The organism is Deltaproteobacteria bacterium HGW-Deltaproteobacteria-2, assembly GCA_002840505.1.
Classification (GTDB): Bacteria; Desulfobacterota; Syntrophia; order Syntrophales; family Smithellaceae; genus Smithella.
On sequence record PHBC01000001.1, the window covers coordinates 279,633 to 296,918 of the forward strand.

The following is a 17,286-nucleotide window of genomic DNA, read 5'->3' on the forward strand; positions in this document are numbered from 1 at the left end:
CGTAGTAAAAGGAAAAGCGGCGCGCCTCATCTGAGGAGCGCCGCTTTGTTTTAAGGTTTTTACCATGTCCTCATTAAATACGAGATGTTCATTTACCCTTAAAATCCGGTTTCCTTTTTTCCATAAAAGCAATGAAGGCTTCCTTCAAATCTTGCGTTGTTAATAAGAACATATTCTTTTGTACAGCCAAAGCCATGCCTTCGCTCACGCTTGTATAACGGCTAAAGTTAAGAACCTCTTTAGTGCATTGTATGGCAAGAGGAGCGTTTGCAGCTATTTCATTTGCCAATTGCTGCGCGGCTGCCATAAGCGCATCTTTATCCGCATAAACATCACTGACCAGTCCCATTTTTTCGGCTTTTCGCGCGGGATAATTACCAGCCGTATAGGCCATCTCTCTGGCAAAGCCTTGGCCGATTATCAGTGGAAGCCTCTGCAGCACACCCATGTCAGCAACTAATCCGATGTTTGCTTCTTTTAAACTGAAAATTGCATCTTCGCTGCATATACGTATATCGCAGGCAGCTATCATATCAAGCCCTCCACCGATGCATTTACCATGCACAGCAGCAATAACCGGCTTTGGACATTCCTCAATCGCGTTGCAGCAATCAAACAATGGCTGGATTCTCTTGATGGCGTTGAAAATGCCCTTTGCCGAGTCACCAAAGCTTGAAGCAGCATCTTTCAAGTCAAGACCGGCGCAAAAAATTCTGGCCTTGCTTTGCAGTATAGCTACCCTTACCTCGTCCATAGCTCCCAGTTTTTTAAAAACATCAGTAATCTCCAGAGCTAATTCCAAACTTAAAGCATTCAGGCTTTCCATTCTGGCCAAAGTTACTGTCGCGACATAATCCTTAATATCCAGTTCAATAAATTTATAAGTCATATATTTCTCCTCATGATTTTTTGTAGAGAGAATTTTTAGTGATGTATTGACGGACTTTATCCGTTGTAAGATATTTTATTGATCTTCCCTGTTGAGCCATCTCTCTCATTCGTGATGATGAAATATCCAGAAAACTAACATGACGGAAATATATGGCGTGTCCCGTCGGGCCCTTAAATCCATCAATTTTTTTATCGTAGGCAAACTTCGCGGCAAATTCTTTCGGCAGAATTTCGTCCAATCTCATATCGTCATAACCGGGACGGGTCATCACGGCAAAATTGCACAAAAGCAGCAATCTTTCCCAATCCTTCCATGTTGTCACCGCCTGAAAAGCATCCTGGCCCACAATGAAGAATAGCTCCAGGTCCTCCATGTACTTACTGAGAATGTATTCAACTGTTTCCACGGAATAAGATTTGCCGGCACGTAATTTCTCGACTTCAGAAAAAGAAAAATTAACATTATCTTCAATCGCCAGGCGAATCATTTGTTCACGGTGATTAAAAGAAGTTATTTCCCCCTCCAGTTTATGCGGCGGCCTGGATGAAGGCACGAAAATAATGCGGTTCAAATTAAAAATTTCCAGCATTTCCTCCGCGCCGCGCAAATGACCGAAATGAATCGGATCGAATGTTCCGCCTAAAAGTCCCCATCTCATGTTCTCACCTGTCCGTTACCATAAATTATAAATTTTGATGTAGTTAATTCCTCCAGCCCCATTGGACCGAAAGCATGAAGCTTTGTCGTGGAGATGCCGATTTCGGCACCAAGACCCAGTTCAAAGCCATCACTGAAACGAGTCGAAGCATTAACCAGCACAGTCGAAGAATTAACCTCATTTAAAAATCGCTGAGAATTAGCATAATCATTGGTAATGATTGATTCCGTATGTAAGGAACCGTACTTTTCGATATGAGCGACGGCTTCATCAAAATCTTCGACTACTTTAATGGCCAGTATCAAATCGAGATATTCTTCGTACCAATCAGCCTCTCCGGCTTTTTCAATATTCTTCAGAATTAACTTTGTTTTTGCGCATCCCCTCAAAACAACACCGGCCTTTTTTAATTTATTTGCTGCCAGTGGTAAAAATTTACCTGCTATATCCTTATGCACCAACAGGGTTTCCATAGCATTGCATACTCCCGGACGCTGAGTTTTAGCGTTCAGACAAATACTGATAGCCATGTCAATATCCGCCTGCGCGTCTACAAAAATATGGCAGACGCCTTTATAGTGTTTGATCACAGGTATTCTGGATTGAGCAACTACGGCGCGAATCAATTCTTCTCCGCCACGGGGTATGATTAAATCAATATACTCATCCAATTGCAGCATTTCCGTTACAGCTTCACGATCGGTAAACGGAATTACCTGAATCGCGTTTGCGGGTATTGATGTTTCCTGCAATACTCGCTGCAGAACGGAAGCAATCGCCAGATTGGATTTTATTGATTCGGAACCACCCCGCAAAATCACCGCATTACCGGACTTGATGCACAAAGCGGCAGCATCAACGGTAACGTTAGGACGCGACTCATAAATAATACCGATGACTCCCAGAGGGATGCGCATTTTACCGACCAGGAGCCCGTTGGGTCTGCGCCACATGGAAGTAACCTTGCCGACGGGATCGGGCAGTGCAGCCACTTCTCTTAATCCTTGGGCCATCTGTTCAATTGTAGCCTGTTTCAGCGTCAGACGTTCCAACATGGCGCGGGGAATGCCGGATTTCTTGGCTTTGGCCACATCCTTTAAATTCTCTTCCAGAATAAATTTAGCGTTAAGTTCCAGTTCCTCCGCCATGCGCAAAAGGACTTTATTTTTTTCCATCTCTGTTACACGGGAAAGTTTTCGCGAAGCCGACGCCGCGTCCCTGGCAATTTGTTGTACAGAACTTTTTATATCCACAATACAATCCTTAAAAATAAACTTGCATTTTCTCCTATATTATTGATAAAAACTCCCGCCTAAACAGATAGCAAAAACGCTGAATAACTTGATTGTTTTTAGCTTTTAACAATAAGAATTACTGATGTCAATCTACAAAACAAAAGTTTACGTGTCAAGGCCTTTGCCCAACAGAAATTATGAGCCGAATACGAATTAAAGCCGGTAAAAATATTTACCAAATAATTAAAGACGGCGGATTTAACTTTGATTCTGTATCAACTTATTTCGGACCGGCGGTGGGGCCAAGGTGGCTTATTGCCAGTGGATTCGATTTGACTCTTCTGAAGGGTGGCTTTTTAGGACGTTCAAAACCAGCTCAACTGGTAGGTGCCTCTGCGGGTGCTTTTCGTTTTGCCGCCTGGCTGCAACCCCAAGCCATCGAATCCTATCAAAAACTTCTGGAAGCCTACATAAACGTAACGTATAAAAAACAAGATACGCCGTCAACATCACTGGGTGAAATTACCAATATTGTTAACGTCTATCTGGAAGATGACGCCCTGCCTTTCGCTCTGGCTAACAAAAAATACCGTCTGGTTATAATTACCGCGCGGGCGCGCGGCCTTGTCGCTTATAAAAATACCGGGTTACAAAAACTGGGATTGGCAGCCTGTTTTGTATTCAACTATTTCAACCGGGAAAACATTTATAAGTTTGCGGAAAGAGTTGTTTTTTATAACGCTTCCAAACCGCCGGCATTTTGCCTTAGATCGCGATTCCGCGGAACTTATGTACAGCTAAACGAGGTTAATTTTAAATACGCCGTTCTGGCTTCAGGCGCTATTCCTCTGGTTATTGAAGGTGTGCGTGATATTTACGGCGCGCCTCGCGGTGTCTATCGCGACGGAGGCCTCATTGATTATCATCTGACGCACCAGTTTGCCGCCAAAGAGAATGAAATTGTGCTTTTCTTTCATCATCAGGAACGGATTATTCCGGGTTGGCTTGATAAAAATATTACCCGGCGTGTGCCGGAACCTTATAAGTTAAACAATGTTTTGATGGTTTTCCCTGCGCAGAGCTTTATCGAAAGTCTTCCAGACGGAAAAGTTCCCGACCGCACCGATCTGCTTACCTTCATTAACGATCAGGAAACAAGAATTAAAAACTGGCGCAAAGCCGTTGAGTTATCCGCGCCGCTGGGCGAAGAATTTCTGGAACTGGTGGAAAGCGGGAAGATTAAAGACATAGTAGAAAAGATTTAAGTAATTAAGATTTAAGAAAAAAGGATTGCGCGAAGCGCTTCAATCATACTTAACCCTTAAACCTTAAATCTTAATACTTTTTGGTTTAATTATGATCATTCAATCCCTACTGGATATCTACAAATCCTGCACGCTTTGCCCGCGCGCCTGCCGTGTTGACCGGACAAAAGGTGAGTTAGGCTATTGCCGTCTGCCTGCCGATATAGTCATGGATTGCGCGCTGGCTCATCACGGCGAGGAGCCCCCTCTTTCCGGAACACGCGGCGCCGGCACAATTTTTCTTTCATCATGCAACCTGGGTTGCATCTATTGCCAGAACTATCAGATTTCCCACAGCGCGCAGGGACGCCATCTGACGGTGTTAGAGCTGGCTAAGGTTATGCTGGATCTTCAAAAAAGTGGATGTCACAATGTCGAACCGGTCACACCGACACATCAGGTTCCGCTGATTATGGAGGCACTATGCATGGCGCGAATGCAGGGGCTTACGGTACCGTTTGTTTACAATTGCGGCGGCTATGAAAATCCGGAAGTTATTCGCTTGCTCGACGGCATGGTGGATATTTATCTGCCGGACTTTAAATACGGTCTGGAAGATGATAGCATCATTTTTTCTTCTGCACCGGAATATCCCCGTTTCGCTTTGGATTCCATCAAAGAAATGGTGAAACAAGTCGGGGACGGTCTGGAGTTGAAAAACGGCGTGGCTCAAAAAGGACTGATTATTCGCCATTTGGTTTTACCCGGTAGAATAGAAAATTCCAAAGAAGTCTTAAGACTGATCAAAAAAGAAATATCAACGTCGGTTCAACTTAGCCTCATGGCCCAATACACGCCTATTGTCAAAGTACGTCATCATCCGATTTTAGGACGCAGAATTACAAAAAGCGAATACGACCAAGTTTTGGATTATGCTTACAAGCTGGGGTTCAATAACTTATTTATTCAGGCAGTCAACGATTATGAACTGACACCCAATTTTGACCAAAAAAATCCCTTTGATTAATTGATACCAATTCGCATTCATTCGTCTACCTTTGTTGGCCGCGTCGTCGGCTTCCTCAACGTATTGTACTATACGACTGCGTCGCCTCTTCCTCGCCGCCTCGGTATACTTTTGACTGCAAATTAGTATAATTTCTGTTTGAGTGGATATCGAAAAAATCAGCCGGAACATTAGCGATCGACTGGCTTGATTTTGTAGACAACCTATCTTCTCATGCCCTTTGAAAAATGAATTCTAGGTATTTTAATCAATTTACCATCTTTTTCCAAACTTCCGATATCAAGTGTAAAGTTTTCCTCGACCGACGGTGGTGGTGGCTGGACATTAAAATACAAGATGAAGCAGTCACCTCTCTTCCCTTTGTAAGGGGGATCTTTCAGGGGTGCACGTTCCTTCAGGTTATTATATGACTCAAACGTTGCAAGACTATAAATCGTGTAGCGACAAGGAAAATCTTTTGACGAGACAGTCTTCCCATTTGGCAAGGTAAGAATATTGGCGGACGGTGTATATATGTATGTTGACTTTTCTGACGTCTCAAATGCTACCTTAATTGTAAAGATGTTGTCTCTAACATAGTCGTTTTGGGCTTCTACTCTAACAGTAACGTCCTTGCCCACTAAAAAATCAACTATTTTGGCACAACCTTCATATCCGCATTTCTCTTCAATATGCCAGTCAGGATTTGGTTCTATTTTTGCAACACTTGTAGGCCTTGCAAAATGGAAGCAGCCGCTTAGAGAGCAAAGAAAGATTACAACGCCGATTATGGACCCAATACATTTCATGTTCTATTTCCTTTTATCTAACATTTAATATACCAAGTTGGTGTTTTACGAACTTTTGTGCAATTTTATTTCATTTTATAACAAATAAAAAGAGAAAATTATGAATAATGGGCTGTAAAAAAAACTCAATAGGGGCTGTTCAAAAATGTTCAGATGCAAGGCGCGCAAAAACTGAACCGCGAGGCGTATATAAACATACGTTGAGCGGTGCGGTTTGCAGCGCAACGCCGCAGATGGGCGTTTTTGAACAGTCCCTCAGGGCATTTCAAAAACTTGGATTCCCGCCGGCGGCTTGAACTGGAACATTTTTTGCGCCACTCCAGTATTGATGGAAATATTGGAAAATTTCAGCGTGGTAGAATTGCCCATAACGTCATCGAAACTTACCTGTAAAATATAAAAATTGTTTTTGTCAACGACAAGCTTAACTGAATTGCAGGCAGCCGTCTTTTCCCTGGGAATCAACATAAGTAAATAATTGCCGTCTTTATCCTGAGCTTTTGTTTCGGCATGTTTTATTAAAAAATCATCCTGTATTTTCCCCGCTCCGGCAAAAAAGTTTATTAAAAACTTCGACTGGAAAATACTTTCCGACTTCTGCTTATAAGCAACCTTTTCCTTGGCAAGGTAGAGCCACGCGGTTTTACTGTTAATCACCAGTTTTTTACCTTTGGGGTTGTAGTATTCCCAGAGCATATTCTTCGGATTCTTAAAATAAACGCGGCCTTCTTCCCTTTGAGTTTTCTTGACTGATGTTAATGTTGCTTCCTGAATGAAATTAGCCTTCAGGTCTTTCGTTTCCTCATAAGTGCTCTGAAGCTTTTGGGCAATATCGCCAACTGCATGAAGTTCTTCGGAAAAAACACAACAAGGCAAAGCCAACAGCGATAGAATAAGGCCAAGAACAATCTTTGTTGCCGTAAATAGCTTATTTGTATTGAAAATAAAATTTATCATTTTTTTATAAAAAAATGGCCATTGATGGCACACTTTTTCCTGTGAAGTTTATATCTGTCTTTATCCATGCCTCTTAAGTGACGATGATATAAGGCCATATTGATAAGTTATTGATTATATTGAATGTTTTAATTGCCTAAACCTTGTGCAATTTGGTGTAAAATCGTAACAATTACACACTTAGAGACATTATCAACAAAGTTATCAACAACCATTTCCACAGTGTTGTGGAATACAAACCCAAGTGCCTGTATCAAAGAAGAAAAATAAAAATTTTACTTCCTGGAAGTCTTTTTCCCGTCTAATATTTTGACGCGCCAGCCGAATGGATCATTCTTCAATCCATACTGAATTTGCAGGATTTCATTATATAATTTCTCCGCCAGCGCTCCGGTCTTGCCGCCGTTAATTGAATATTCCTTTCCGCGGAAGTGAATATGTCCTACCGGCGAAACTATTGCCGCCGTTCCGGATGCAAAAGCTTCTTTTAATGAACCGTTTTTAGAAGCAGCAATAACTTCGTCAATGGATATAGGTCTTTCCACAACCTTGGTTTTTAGATGTTTTGCCAAAGTTATCACTGAATTACGCGTCACACCCGGTAAAATCGATCCGGCTAAAGGAGGCGTGACTAATTCATTGCCAATGACAAAAAAGATATTGCTTGTTCCGACTTCTTCCACATATTTCTTTTCGACGGAATCAAGCCAGAGAACCTGCGTGTATCCCATATTAGTGGCTATCCTGCTGGCATAAAGGCTGGCGGCATAATTACCGGCTGCCTTTATGTGACCGATCCCTCCGCGCACCGCGCGAACATATTCCTCCGATACATACATTTTTGTCGGAGAAAATCCCTGAGGATAATAAGCACCCACAGAACCTACCACTATAAAAAAGAGATATTCACTAGCCGGATGCACACCCAGTGCCGCTTCAGTGGCAATCATCGTCGGACGTATATATAAAGATGTTCCTTCACCACGGGGTATCCATTCCTTTTCCAGAATAACAAGCTTCTTGATAGCTTCCAGAAAAATTTTCTCATCCATCTTTGGCATGCAGAGTCTTTCTGCGGAAACATTCATTCTTTTAATGTTTTCCATAGGACGGAAAAGATAAATTTCGTCTTTTGGACCGCGATAGGCCTTGAGACCTTCAAATATCTCCTGACCGTAATGCAAACACATAGCCGTTGGATCCAACTGTAATTTACGGTATGGCTCAATTACCGGATCATACCACCCTTTGCCTTCTTTATATTTCATATTGAAAAAGTGGTCCGTAACCACCTTGCCAAAACCAAGCTTGGACTCATCACGTGGTTTAGCTTTTCTTTCTTTAGTTGGTGTTTTTCTTATTTTAATTTCCATAAATGCCTCTCTCACCAGGCTGTAGCCTCAGATATATTCTTCTACTATCCGCAAATCGGTCTGGTATTAAAATTTTTCTTTGACATAGCACTAAATTAAACTTCTATCAAGACTTCGGTACTGAATTGCTTCGGCAACATGAGCAGGTTGAATATTCTTTTTGTTTTCCATATCGGCGATAGTACGGGACACTTTTAAGATACGGTTTACTGCCCGGGCGCTCAACCCCAGTTTTTCAATAGCCATTTCAATAAGCTTATGAGCTTCCTCATCTATCTGGCAGAAATTACGAATCTGCTTTTCAGTCATTCGGGCGTTACAAAAAATACCATTGGAGCCAAAACGTTTTTTCTGTAAATCCCGTGCTTTATTCACCCGTTCCTTAATTGTCTCGGAAATTTCACCGACTTCTTTATCGGACAAAGCCCGGTATTTAACTGAGGGGACTTCAATGTGTAAATCTATCCTATCCAATAGTGGTCCGGATATTTTAGACTGATACTGACGAATCTGTTGCGGGGTGCAGCGACAAGTATGTACGCGATCGCCGAAATAGCCGCAGGGACAAGGATTCATCGCCGCTACCAGCATGAATTTCGCGGGAAAAGAAGCGGTTACTGAAGAACGAGTGATTGTTATTGTGCCATCCTCCAAAGGTTGTCTCAGAGCTTCCAGAGCGTTTTTTTTGAACTCAGGAAGTTCGTCCAGAAAAAGGACGCCCAAATGGGCAAGGCTTATTTCTCCGGGGCGCGGTGTCTGGCCACCTCCAACCAGACCGGCATCGGATATCGTATGATGCGGTGAACGAAAGGGACGCACTGCCATTAACGTTTCTTCCTTATTAAGGAAACCGGCAATAGAAAATACTTTGGTCACTTCAATTGCTTCATCAAAGGAAAGATCCGGTAAAATCGTCGGCATCCTTTTTGCCAGCATACTTTTTCCTGAGCCGGGCGGTCCGATCATCAAAACGTTATGTCCGCCGGCTGCCGCTATTTCCAGAGCTCTTTTGGCCTGCTTCTGCCCTTTTATTTCGTTAAAATCCAAATCATATCTACTTGTTCTTTGAAAAATTTTACTTATGTCCAGATCAAGCGGTTCAATGTTCTTTCTGCCTTCCAGAAATTCCACAACATCCGGTAATGTTTTTACCGGGATTACCTTAATCTCTTCCACCATGGCCGCTTCCGCTGCGTTTTCTTCAGGAACAAAGACAGACTTAATGCCTATTTCCTTCGCCTTGAAAGTAGCCGGCAAAACGCCGTTTACTCTTTTTATACTTCCATCAAGAGATAGTTCCCCGATAAAAAAACAATCCTTTAAATTATCTTCTTTAATTAATTCTTCTGCGGCCAGAATGCCCACAGCGATGGGAAGATCAAAACCGGTGCCCTCTTTTTTAATGTCGGCAGGCGCCAAATTAATGGTTACATGACTGCGGGGGAAACGATAGCCGGAATTTTTTATAGCGGCTTTGATTCTGTCCCTGCTTTCTTTAACTGAAGCATCCGGCAAACCTACCGTAGCAAACTGAGGCAGCCCCTGAGATGTATCAACTTCCACGAACACAGGGTATGATTCCATGCCAATAACGCTCATACTTATTACTTTAACGAACATCAGGACCTCTGCAACAACAATTTTTTAATACCATTTTAATTGGAAGCTGCCGCCTGCAAGGTAGTAATTACAAGCGAATTGGCGTAAAACACTATCTAATCGGAATCTCAATATCAAGATATTTTCTTGCTTTTCCCAATTCTAAATCAAAGCGCTATTTTTGTTGGTCCCGATTCATCGGGATTGTCGGCTTCCTCAACGTATAACCTAAAGGTCCCACGTGTATAATACGCCTCAGAGTTTACCCGGCGCATGCCGGGCATTAAGCCTAGCCCCGCTGAAGCGGGACAGTTCAACTAATGAATTCCAGTTTACTTTGTTCCTGCAATTCGAGTTTCACTGCCGCCTCAATATCATCTTTGATCGGGAGCGCATCCCCTTTAGGGGGCGCATAATAAATAGAAACTTTCATTGCCGAGAATTTTCGCCAGCATGGCGAAAACTTCCTTTAAAAATGGGATTGCTTCTATTTCTCGTTGTACCAGCATTTAGGCAAAGGAAGAGAGGGCTTGTCTTTCGTATTATCAATGTCTAAAGGGTGCGGGAAAATTTTAGCAAATGATGAACTACTGATGCGATCATTGCGCAAGAAGGTAAGTTCAGTCACCATAGGAAGCTCTATATCTTCGAATTTTACAGAATCGGAACAATTATTGGGATGGTTGTGTACACATGTATGCGTCTGTAATAGTCTTTCAAATACCAGCGATGCCATATTAAAAAATGGTTTACTCCAAAGTTCGTTTAGAGAATGAAATTCAACCACAATAATCCTGAAACGTTTCAACAGATCATCAGAAGCGATTAATAATACCTCATATTCAGAACCTTCAATATCCATTTGCAACAATAAATCACCTTGCGAATCAGGCCATGATGATTTTACCCAATCGTCAATATTCATAAAATTATCGTTGGTTTTTATACCGATATGCTTTTTTGTAAACACAAAAAGCTCGTGAGACAGGCTTGGTTGATCTAAAGATCCATCTGCTAAAAAAACCTTCATTCCTCTGTTCGCACAATCTTTTTCAAATACGGAATCAAAACCCACACCGGGTGAAAAACATGCTTCAATTCCCGCAAGGTCATCCGGGACAAGATAACCTCCATCACCTATTGCCCCTAAACGAATCAATTCTTTGTCGCAGGATACAGGCTGCAATTTGTTCAATAATGATTGTAGCTTGTCTTTTTTTGTCAATCCACGGTAATGTAGACTCATTGCCACAAATAAACTAAGTGCAGGTTCATTTATAAATTTTTTCATTATTGATGCTCAGTTCATATTTATTGTTTAAATTAACATACGATTTTTCCAATTAAAATTTCTTTTAAAAGACTAACTAATCGAAATATTTATATCAAGACTTTTCTCAAAAAATGGGCATTTGGTTAATGAGAATTTTAGAAAAAACAAGATTATGCACTTCTCTTTTTATTCAAAGTTTCTAGTGTTAAGAATTGATACTTTGAGATTATGGGTCACTTTCCAAATACTCAAGCAGTAAACGGTTCAAGCGCTCCGGTACATCAAGTGGAATCCAGTGGCTCGCGCCGTCGATCATCTCGTATCTCCACGGACCATCAACATAGGCGGCACTTTTCAACATTTGCCCCTTGGACAAAAATATATCACCGCTGCTCCAAATACCGAAGACCGGAACTTTTACATGCGGGAAATCGTCAAAAAGTAGACGTGAAAAATTTGCGCGGTACCAGTTCAGGCCTGCCGTTAGGCGGCCTTTCCTGGAAAGATCGCTGATCCAGTTATTTGTTTCTGTATGGTTTCCCGTAAGCTTTCGCAAAAGGAACCAGTCTATGGCACTGACCCCCAATTCCGAAAGAAAGGGAATTTGAAATAAAACTGCATACCAGGATCGTAATTTTTGTATAAAATCAGATCGGTAGGCCAGCGGATGGCCGACAGATATGGCAACGTAGCACTCTACGCGTTGTGGATGTTTGATAGCCAGTATCCATCCGACAATGGCTCCCCAATCATGACCCACCACTAAAGCCCGATTAATGCCGAGCTGATCCATTAGAGCCGTCACGTCACCGACTATGGTCTCGAGGGTATAATTTTCTTTGCCTTCCGGAGCGTCGGAATCACCGAATCCCCGAAGATCCGGAACAATCACTTGAAAACCACGGCTTGTCAAGAATTTGATCTGATCACGCCAGATACGGGCCGAATCCGGAAAGCCGTGCAGAAGAATAACCGGCCGCCCCTTCCCCTCTATAACAACATTCAGATTAATATTATTGACTGTTATTTTCTGACCTTTAAGGCTCATTCAATTCTCACCATTTCCTCATAAAAACTTGTAAACATCACTATTATTTTATTTTCTGCAAACCGCGATTCCGTGGATTTTAAACGGTTCGTAAACTAGTCGGATTTCTCCCGCCGTAAACCCACCATGAATGAGCAGGTCAGCGAATTCTTCTTCGCTGCGATAGATCATGGGCCAAATAAGCACCCAATCAAGAAATATCTTTTCCCTGTTTTTTCTAATGTTACAAGTGATAAAAATTCCACCTTCCGGAAGCTGCATTTTGATTCGATCAATTAAAGTTATCGCCTGGCTGCGAGAACGGTAATCCAGAAAGCCCACCATTTCAATGATATGGGGTTGGAAAACACTGGCAGCATTTTCTATGACTTTGATCGTGTCATGAACATAAGAAAAGTGAGCATCAAAGCCAGCTTCTCTGACCAGTTTTTTCGCTTCGTTGATGGCGCTGGCATCGGCATCAAGTAGGAGGACTTTGATATTGAGATGCGGACATCTTTTCATGGCCTCAATTACTTCCTGGGCAGCGCCGGAAGCAATTGAAAGGAGTCTAATTTCTTTGTCTGCAGGAAATTCGGAAAAGGCAGCAACCAGAAGGTCAATAACAACTTTAAATCTGTTGGTCACGGCCTGGCGGTTTTCAAATTTACCGATCCAATGACGCGTTATCCATCCTTCAAAATTCCCTTTTAATTGCGGCTTTATTTTCTCGTGATAGTTGTAAAACAAATCAAGCGAGCGCCAGCCAGCCGCCCCGTATTTTGCCTGGCGATTGAATTTACTCAAACGGTCAAAGGCGAAACTCGAAATATGATTACGATCCCGTCCCATATTCCAGAGGATCTTATTAAGAGAACCGCCGCCATTGGCTGCTTTCCTGTACAAAGCCTGAGCAAGATTAGTTGCCATAGCAACCATGCTGGTGACCCATACACCGCCAACATAGCAAATGTTTCGGCGGTCATATTCTCCGCCGAAGTCATCAGGGTCAAATATATATACGGGCAATTCACCTTTTACTGTTTTTATTCTGTAATGTTTTATTACTTTTGTCCCCGCTTCACTCATATTTAATATTATGCCATACACCAGGAATTATCACACAACATATCCCTTCCTGAAATTATGAATCTGAACAAGTTCTGTTCTTCCCATTTTTTTTCCCCTGGTACATAAGATGATCAACCCTGTTAACGAAAGCCTTTACGTCCTCCTGTTTCTTGTATTGCGCAACTCCTATGCTCACTGTTAGATAAACTTGTTTATTGGGCATCGGAGAAAAATTCTCTTTTTTCAATTCTTCTCTTATTCTTTCCGCGGTAACAACGCCTTCCTCGCTTGTTGTCATAGGCAAAATAATTGTAAATTCCTCGCCACCATAACGATAGGCGGAATCTTCCTTGCGCAGGCATCTTTTTATAACCTGACCGAGTCGTAATAAGACCTGATCTCCCTCAATATGACCATAAGTATCATTGAAAGCCTTAAAATCGTCGAGATCAAGAAGGAGAAGAGTTAATGAATATTCACGCCTTTCCAGTCGATCGATCTCTCTTTTAAGCTGATGGTAAAAATATCTGGAATTGTAAAGCTGGGTAAGGTCATCGATAATACTTAACTCGCGGTACCTTTTTTCACTATCTTTTAACTTCTTCTCCACCAATTTGCGGTCCGTGATATCGCGAACAATAGCCTGAAGGTAGTATTTGCCCATATTGCTAAAGGCGTTCAGGCTGACATCTGCGTCAAATAGAGTTCCATCGTAACGCCGGTGTTTCCACTCAAAGTACTGCGTCTGACCTCTAAGCGCCGCCTGGATCTTCTCCCGGGCTTTCTCTATGGATCTTCTTCCATCAAGCTGAAATTCCGGGGAAAAAAGATAAGGATGCTGCCCGACGATCTGTTCCCTGCTGCAACGAAACATTTCCAAGGCCTTGAAGTTGCAATGAATAAAAATATCCTGATCCATTAAAAAAACAGCATCGTTGGCCGTCTCGAAAAGAGTCCGGAATTTGGATTCGCTCTCCTGCAAAGCTTCCTCCGCCCGCTTGCGGTCGGTAATATCCTGATATATAATTTGGAATTGTTTTTCACCATTCCAAAGTATCTCTTTGCGAAAGACCTGGAGATTACGGACTTCACCATTTTTTCTGATGATATCTATTGTATATTCGAACGGAACATCGACACCTCGTTTTATTTTCTCATTTCTGATCTTGAATTCTGAATAGCTTTTTTTTGTATAGCGTTTCTCTACGGGGATCATTTCCAATTCTTCAATGCTATCATAGCCATAGAAATCCAAAATAGCCCGATTGGCATACAAGGTTTCCTCTTCTTTGGTCACGATGCGCACACCCAGCGAAGACTCATTTATAGACCGGCGAAAATTATCTTCGCTCAACCTTAATGCTTCCACCGCCTGTATGTGGCTGGCGATTTCCTGCTCAAGCGCCTGATTAATAATCTGATAATCAGCAGTTCGTCTTTTCACTCGCTCTTCCAACTCCTGATTCACCTTATTAACCTTCTCCCGCTCAATCTCCAATTGCTGCGTCAGAAAAAAATCATGTCGAGCATAGAATTCGATGAAATAACTGGCCAGCATTCCAAGGGCGTTTGCGCTGATTAAAAAAAAGTTATTATTGATCAGAATATCAAAGGGCACAGGATTTATCCAGATAACCACGACTTCATACAATATAACCAGCACCCATCCAGCCAATGCAGCCCAAAGAAAACGAAGACGGATAAACATGTAGCCCCACATAAAAACAAGCATAAGGCCGGCATAATAGTAATAACTGACTGGCGGCGGTGCAATAGCGATCATACAAATAATGCCCCCGCCAGCCACAATTAGGATGCTGGCCAGTATCGGCTGCATATACCGTTCAAAAAAATCTGAAAACGATATCAATAAAACCACTAACAGCAGAGGACAAACGACAACAAAACGAATAAACCATATTGTAGTTTTTTGTTGAGGCATAAGGAGCGCATCGAGGATACCAAAAGTCGCGTAAAGCAGCGATCCCAATACCAGAAAGGTGCGGATTTGTGTAAGTGATAGACGATAGTAATTATTCTGGAACAGTGCTTCAAGATTTGAATATTTACCGGAAAATTTCAGCGTCAGCAGATGCAATTTCATAATGTGCCAGATAATTTATGACTAATTAGGCTATTTTTTTAAGTCGAAAAAAGCTATTTCTTTTAATACTATTGATTTTGTTCTCTTATGTAACCATCATAATTCTTAGCAATGTTATATTTTTTCAACTATCTATCTATTCATTAGCTCCTGATACTAAGAAAATTGAGCACAATAATTATTTTACTTCTTTATTATTATATACATATCATCATAACCGGGAAATAACAACCTTCATTACAAGATTAAATTATTAGTTCTTACGAATGTTTATACTTACGAACTACGATAAAAATAAAGCCCGAACAAATATACTAAAACCGGATGAATTTAAAAAATATTTAAAAAAATAGTTACGTTTCTTGACTCATTAATTGGCCTATGTTAAAGGTCAACAAAATCGAGTGGAACTATTCCGCAAATAGTACATTCAGCTCTGTTTGCTAATGCGACTTCGCACGATTAAAGTCAAATTCATTCATCTGTTGAAGTCGTGAATTTCAAAGTCGCTGATTTGATTCAACAACAAATTCTTAGAGTCAATAAATGCCATGAAAAAATTGTCCCATGTGAATGATGAAGGCCACGTCCAAATGGTAGATGTTACAGCAAAGGCTCAGACTTTCCGCAAGGCGAAAGCCCGGGGGATTGTCAAAATGGATCCTCAAACTTTAAAATTAATAGAAAAAGGTAAAATTGCCAAAGGGAATGTTTTGACAACGGCAAAAATTGCAGGCATTATGGCTGCAAAGAAAACGGGAGAACTCATTCCCCTCTGCCATCCGCTGCAATTAACGGGAATTGACGTCGATCTGAATATCGATCATAAAAACTCGCAAATTGTAATAGAAGCTCAGGTGCAAATAGCAGGGAAAACAGGTGTGGAAATGGAAGCGCTAACAGCCGTGAGCATTGCCGCTTTAACTATTTACGATATGTGTAAGGCTGTAAATAAGAAAATAGTTATCGGAGAAATCATGCTTTTAGAAAAAAGTGGCGGCAAAAGCGGCACTTTTATTCGTGACTAGTTAGAAGCAAGTAAAACCATTCGGAAAAGCAATATTTGCATGTTTTATTAATCAATCAAGGGAACTAATAAATGACACAAAGTATTTTTAAAATTAAAAGGACTTTCCTCATACCTTTTATCACTTTCGTTGTTCTTCTCTTCTTATTGTTTCTAATCAGTTTATTTAAAGGTCAAATGCTGGAGAAAATCATTCTGGCAGTTTCTTTCGCCATTACCTTATTTATTGCTGTTGAAGCAACAAAAAGAAAAATTATTGTAACTAACGAGGGCTTAAAAATAGAGAAGTTTTTTCGTATAAAAGAATTTACCTGGGCAGAGATTACACAATTAGGAGTTGTTATCCTGCGTAATAAAATTTATTTTATATTAACAACGACCAAGGGATTTTATTTTTTTTCCAACTTATTAGAAAACCATGCTTTACTTATTCGTTCTCTTGTGGATAAGGTGGAAAATGAGAAAGTCGAAATAGAAGTTAAGAATTATCTGGAAAATCCTGTGGAACAACGTTCTTTGATTGTGATGTGTTGGTTCGGTGTCTTAATCTGTACTGCCTTTATAATTTTAAAATTGTTATCATTTTAAGTTTGGAATTAACCATTCTTTTTAAGTACATTTTACTTTCTTAGTAAATTCTACCCGAAAGGAGTATGCTTCAAAAAATGCGATCGAAAAAGCACAACAAGTCAGAAATGGTTATGAATGTGAAGGCAACCCCTTATGTAGCTGTTGAAGAAATAATGGAAAAAAAACTGGAAGATATTACTACTATTTTATCTTCTTCCGGTGATCGCAAAAGCAAGCTTTATGAAGAAGTCCTGAGTATGGTGGAAAAGGGTTTATTTAAAATTGCTTTGCGCCGGTCAAATGGCGTAAAGAGTTCCGCTGCAGTATTTTTAGGCATTAACCGCAACACATTTACTGATAAAATGGCTAAACTGGGTATTAGCTGTGGGAAAAATCATAAGTAGTCTTTTAAAAAATATTTATGACTAGAACGATTAAAAA

The 17,286-nt window shown here is 41.1% G+C and carries 16 protein-coding genes; 5 read left to right on the forward strand and 11 right to left on the reverse strand.

From position 1 onward, the window contains the following. Nucleotides 1–88: 88 nt before the first annotated feature. Genes CVU62_01300 through CVU62_01310 form a run of 3 tightly spaced genes read right to left on the reverse strand, consistent with a single transcriptional unit; the run spans nucleotide 89 to nucleotide 2,803 of the window. Nucleotides 89–889 (reverse strand): enoyl-CoA hydratase, encoded by an 801-nt coding sequence (locus tag CVU62_01300; protein PKN38865.1) that lies wholly within the window; start codon nucleotides 887–889, stop codon nucleotides 89–91. A 10-nt stretch (nucleotides 890–899) separates the two neighbouring features. Continuing rightward, nucleotides 900–1,550 (reverse strand): nicotinate-nicotinamide nucleotide adenylyltransferase, encoded by a 651-nt coding sequence (locus CVU62_01305; protein PKN38866.1) that lies wholly within the window; start codon nucleotides 1,548–1,550, stop codon nucleotides 900–902. Then, the gene (locus tag CVU62_01310) at nucleotides 1,547–2,803 is read right to left on the reverse strand and encodes a glutamate-5-semialdehyde dehydrogenase (GenBank protein PKN38867.1); all 1,257 of its coding nucleotides are present in this window, start codon (nucleotides 2,801–2,803) and stop codon (nucleotides 1,547–1,549) included. The genes CVU62_01305 and CVU62_01310 overlap by 4 nt, the downstream gene beginning before the upstream one ends. Before the next feature lie 179 nt (nucleotides 2,804–2,982). Here CVU62_01310 and CVU62_01315 point away from each other — a divergent pair, with 179 nt between their 5' ends. Then, on the forward strand, nucleotides 2,983–4,050 hold the full coding sequence (locus CVU62_01315) for a hypothetical protein (GenBank protein ID PKN38868.1): 1,068 nt from the start codon (nucleotides 2,983–2,985) through the stop codon (nucleotides 4,048–4,050). Between the two features lie 91 nt (nucleotides 4,051–4,141). Then, nucleotides 4,142–5,056 carry a radical SAM protein gene (locus tag CVU62_01320; protein PKN38869.1) on the forward strand — a complete coding sequence of 305 codons (915 nt, stop codon included), beginning with the start codon at nucleotides 4,142–4,144 and terminating at the stop codon, nucleotides 5,054–5,056. Nucleotides 5,057–5,259: 203 nt separating this feature from the next. Here CVU62_01320 and CVU62_01325 read toward each other — a convergent pair whose 3' ends face one another. The 8 genes from CVU62_01325 to CVU62_01360 all read right to left on the reverse strand — a co-directional run bounded on the left by CVU62_01325 (nucleotide 5,260) and on the right by CVU62_01360 (nucleotide 15,248). Continuing rightward, on the reverse strand, nucleotides 5,260–5,844 hold the full coding sequence (locus CVU62_01325; GenBank protein PKN38870.1) for a hypothetical protein: 585 nt from the start codon (nucleotides 5,842–5,844) through the stop codon (nucleotides 5,260–5,262). Between the two features lie 255 nt (nucleotides 5,845–6,099). Next, the gene (locus tag CVU62_01330) at nucleotides 6,100–6,834 is read right to left on the reverse strand and encodes a hypothetical protein (protein ID PKN38871.1); all 735 of its coding nucleotides are present in this window, start codon (nucleotides 6,832–6,834) and stop codon (nucleotides 6,100–6,102) included. A 242-nt stretch (nucleotides 6,835–7,076) separates the two neighbouring features. Next, the gene (locus tag CVU62_01335) at nucleotides 7,077–8,174 is read right to left on the reverse strand and encodes a branched chain amino acid aminotransferase (protein PKN38872.1); all 1,098 of its coding nucleotides are present in this window, start codon (nucleotides 8,172–8,174) and stop codon (nucleotides 7,077–7,079) included. 90 nt (nucleotides 8,175–8,264) lie between these two features. Continuing rightward, the gene (locus tag CVU62_01340; GenBank protein ID PKN38873.1) at nucleotides 8,265–9,794 is read right to left on the reverse strand and encodes an ATP-dependent protease; all 1,530 of its coding nucleotides are present in this window, start codon (nucleotides 9,792–9,794) and stop codon (nucleotides 8,265–8,267) included. 466 nt (nucleotides 9,795–10,260) lie between these two features. Then, on the reverse strand, nucleotides 10,261–11,064 hold the full coding sequence (locus CVU62_01345) for a hypothetical protein (GenBank protein ID PKN38874.1): 804 nt from the start codon (nucleotides 11,062–11,064) through the stop codon (nucleotides 10,261–10,263). A 208-nt stretch (nucleotides 11,065–11,272) separates the two neighbouring features. Continuing rightward, the gene (locus CVU62_01350; GenBank protein ID PKN38875.1) at nucleotides 11,273–12,094 is read right to left on the reverse strand and encodes a hypothetical protein; all 822 of its coding nucleotides are present in this window, start codon (nucleotides 12,092–12,094) and stop codon (nucleotides 11,273–11,275) included. Nucleotides 12,095–12,142: 48 nt separating this feature from the next. Then, nucleotides 12,143–13,183 carry a hypothetical protein gene (locus CVU62_01355; protein ID PKN38876.1) on the reverse strand — a complete coding sequence of 347 codons (1,041 nt, stop codon included), beginning with the start codon at nucleotides 13,181–13,183 and terminating at the stop codon, nucleotides 12,143–12,145. Between the two features lie 34 nt (nucleotides 13,184–13,217). After that, nucleotides 13,218–15,248: a hypothetical protein gene (locus CVU62_01360; protein PKN38877.1), complete on the reverse strand. Its 2,031-nt coding sequence runs from the start codon at nucleotides 15,246–15,248 to the stop codon at nucleotides 13,218–13,220. Nucleotides 15,249–15,799: 551 nt separating this feature from the next. On the opposite strand from CVU62_01360, the gene moaC reads away from it, so the two are divergent. The 3 genes from moaC to CVU62_01375 all read left to right on the forward strand — a co-directional run bounded on the left by moaC (nucleotide 15,800) and on the right by CVU62_01375 (nucleotide 17,249). Further along, nucleotides 15,800–16,276, forward strand: a complete 477-nt coding sequence (gene moaC, locus CVU62_01365) for a cyclic pyranopterin monophosphate synthase MoaC (GenBank protein PKN38878.1) — start codon at nucleotides 15,800–15,802, stop codon at nucleotides 16,274–16,276. A 71-nt stretch (nucleotides 16,277–16,347) separates the two neighbouring features. Next, nucleotides 16,348–16,863: a hypothetical protein gene (locus CVU62_01370; GenBank protein PKN38879.1), complete on the forward strand. Its 516-nt coding sequence runs from the start codon at nucleotides 16,348–16,350 to the stop codon at nucleotides 16,861–16,863. 65 nt (nucleotides 16,864–16,928) lie between these two features. Further along, nucleotides 16,929–17,249, forward strand: a complete 321-nt coding sequence (locus CVU62_01375) for a hypothetical protein (GenBank protein PKN38880.1) — start codon at nucleotides 16,929–16,931, stop codon at nucleotides 17,247–17,249. Nucleotides 17,250–17,286 lie beyond the last annotated feature (37 nt).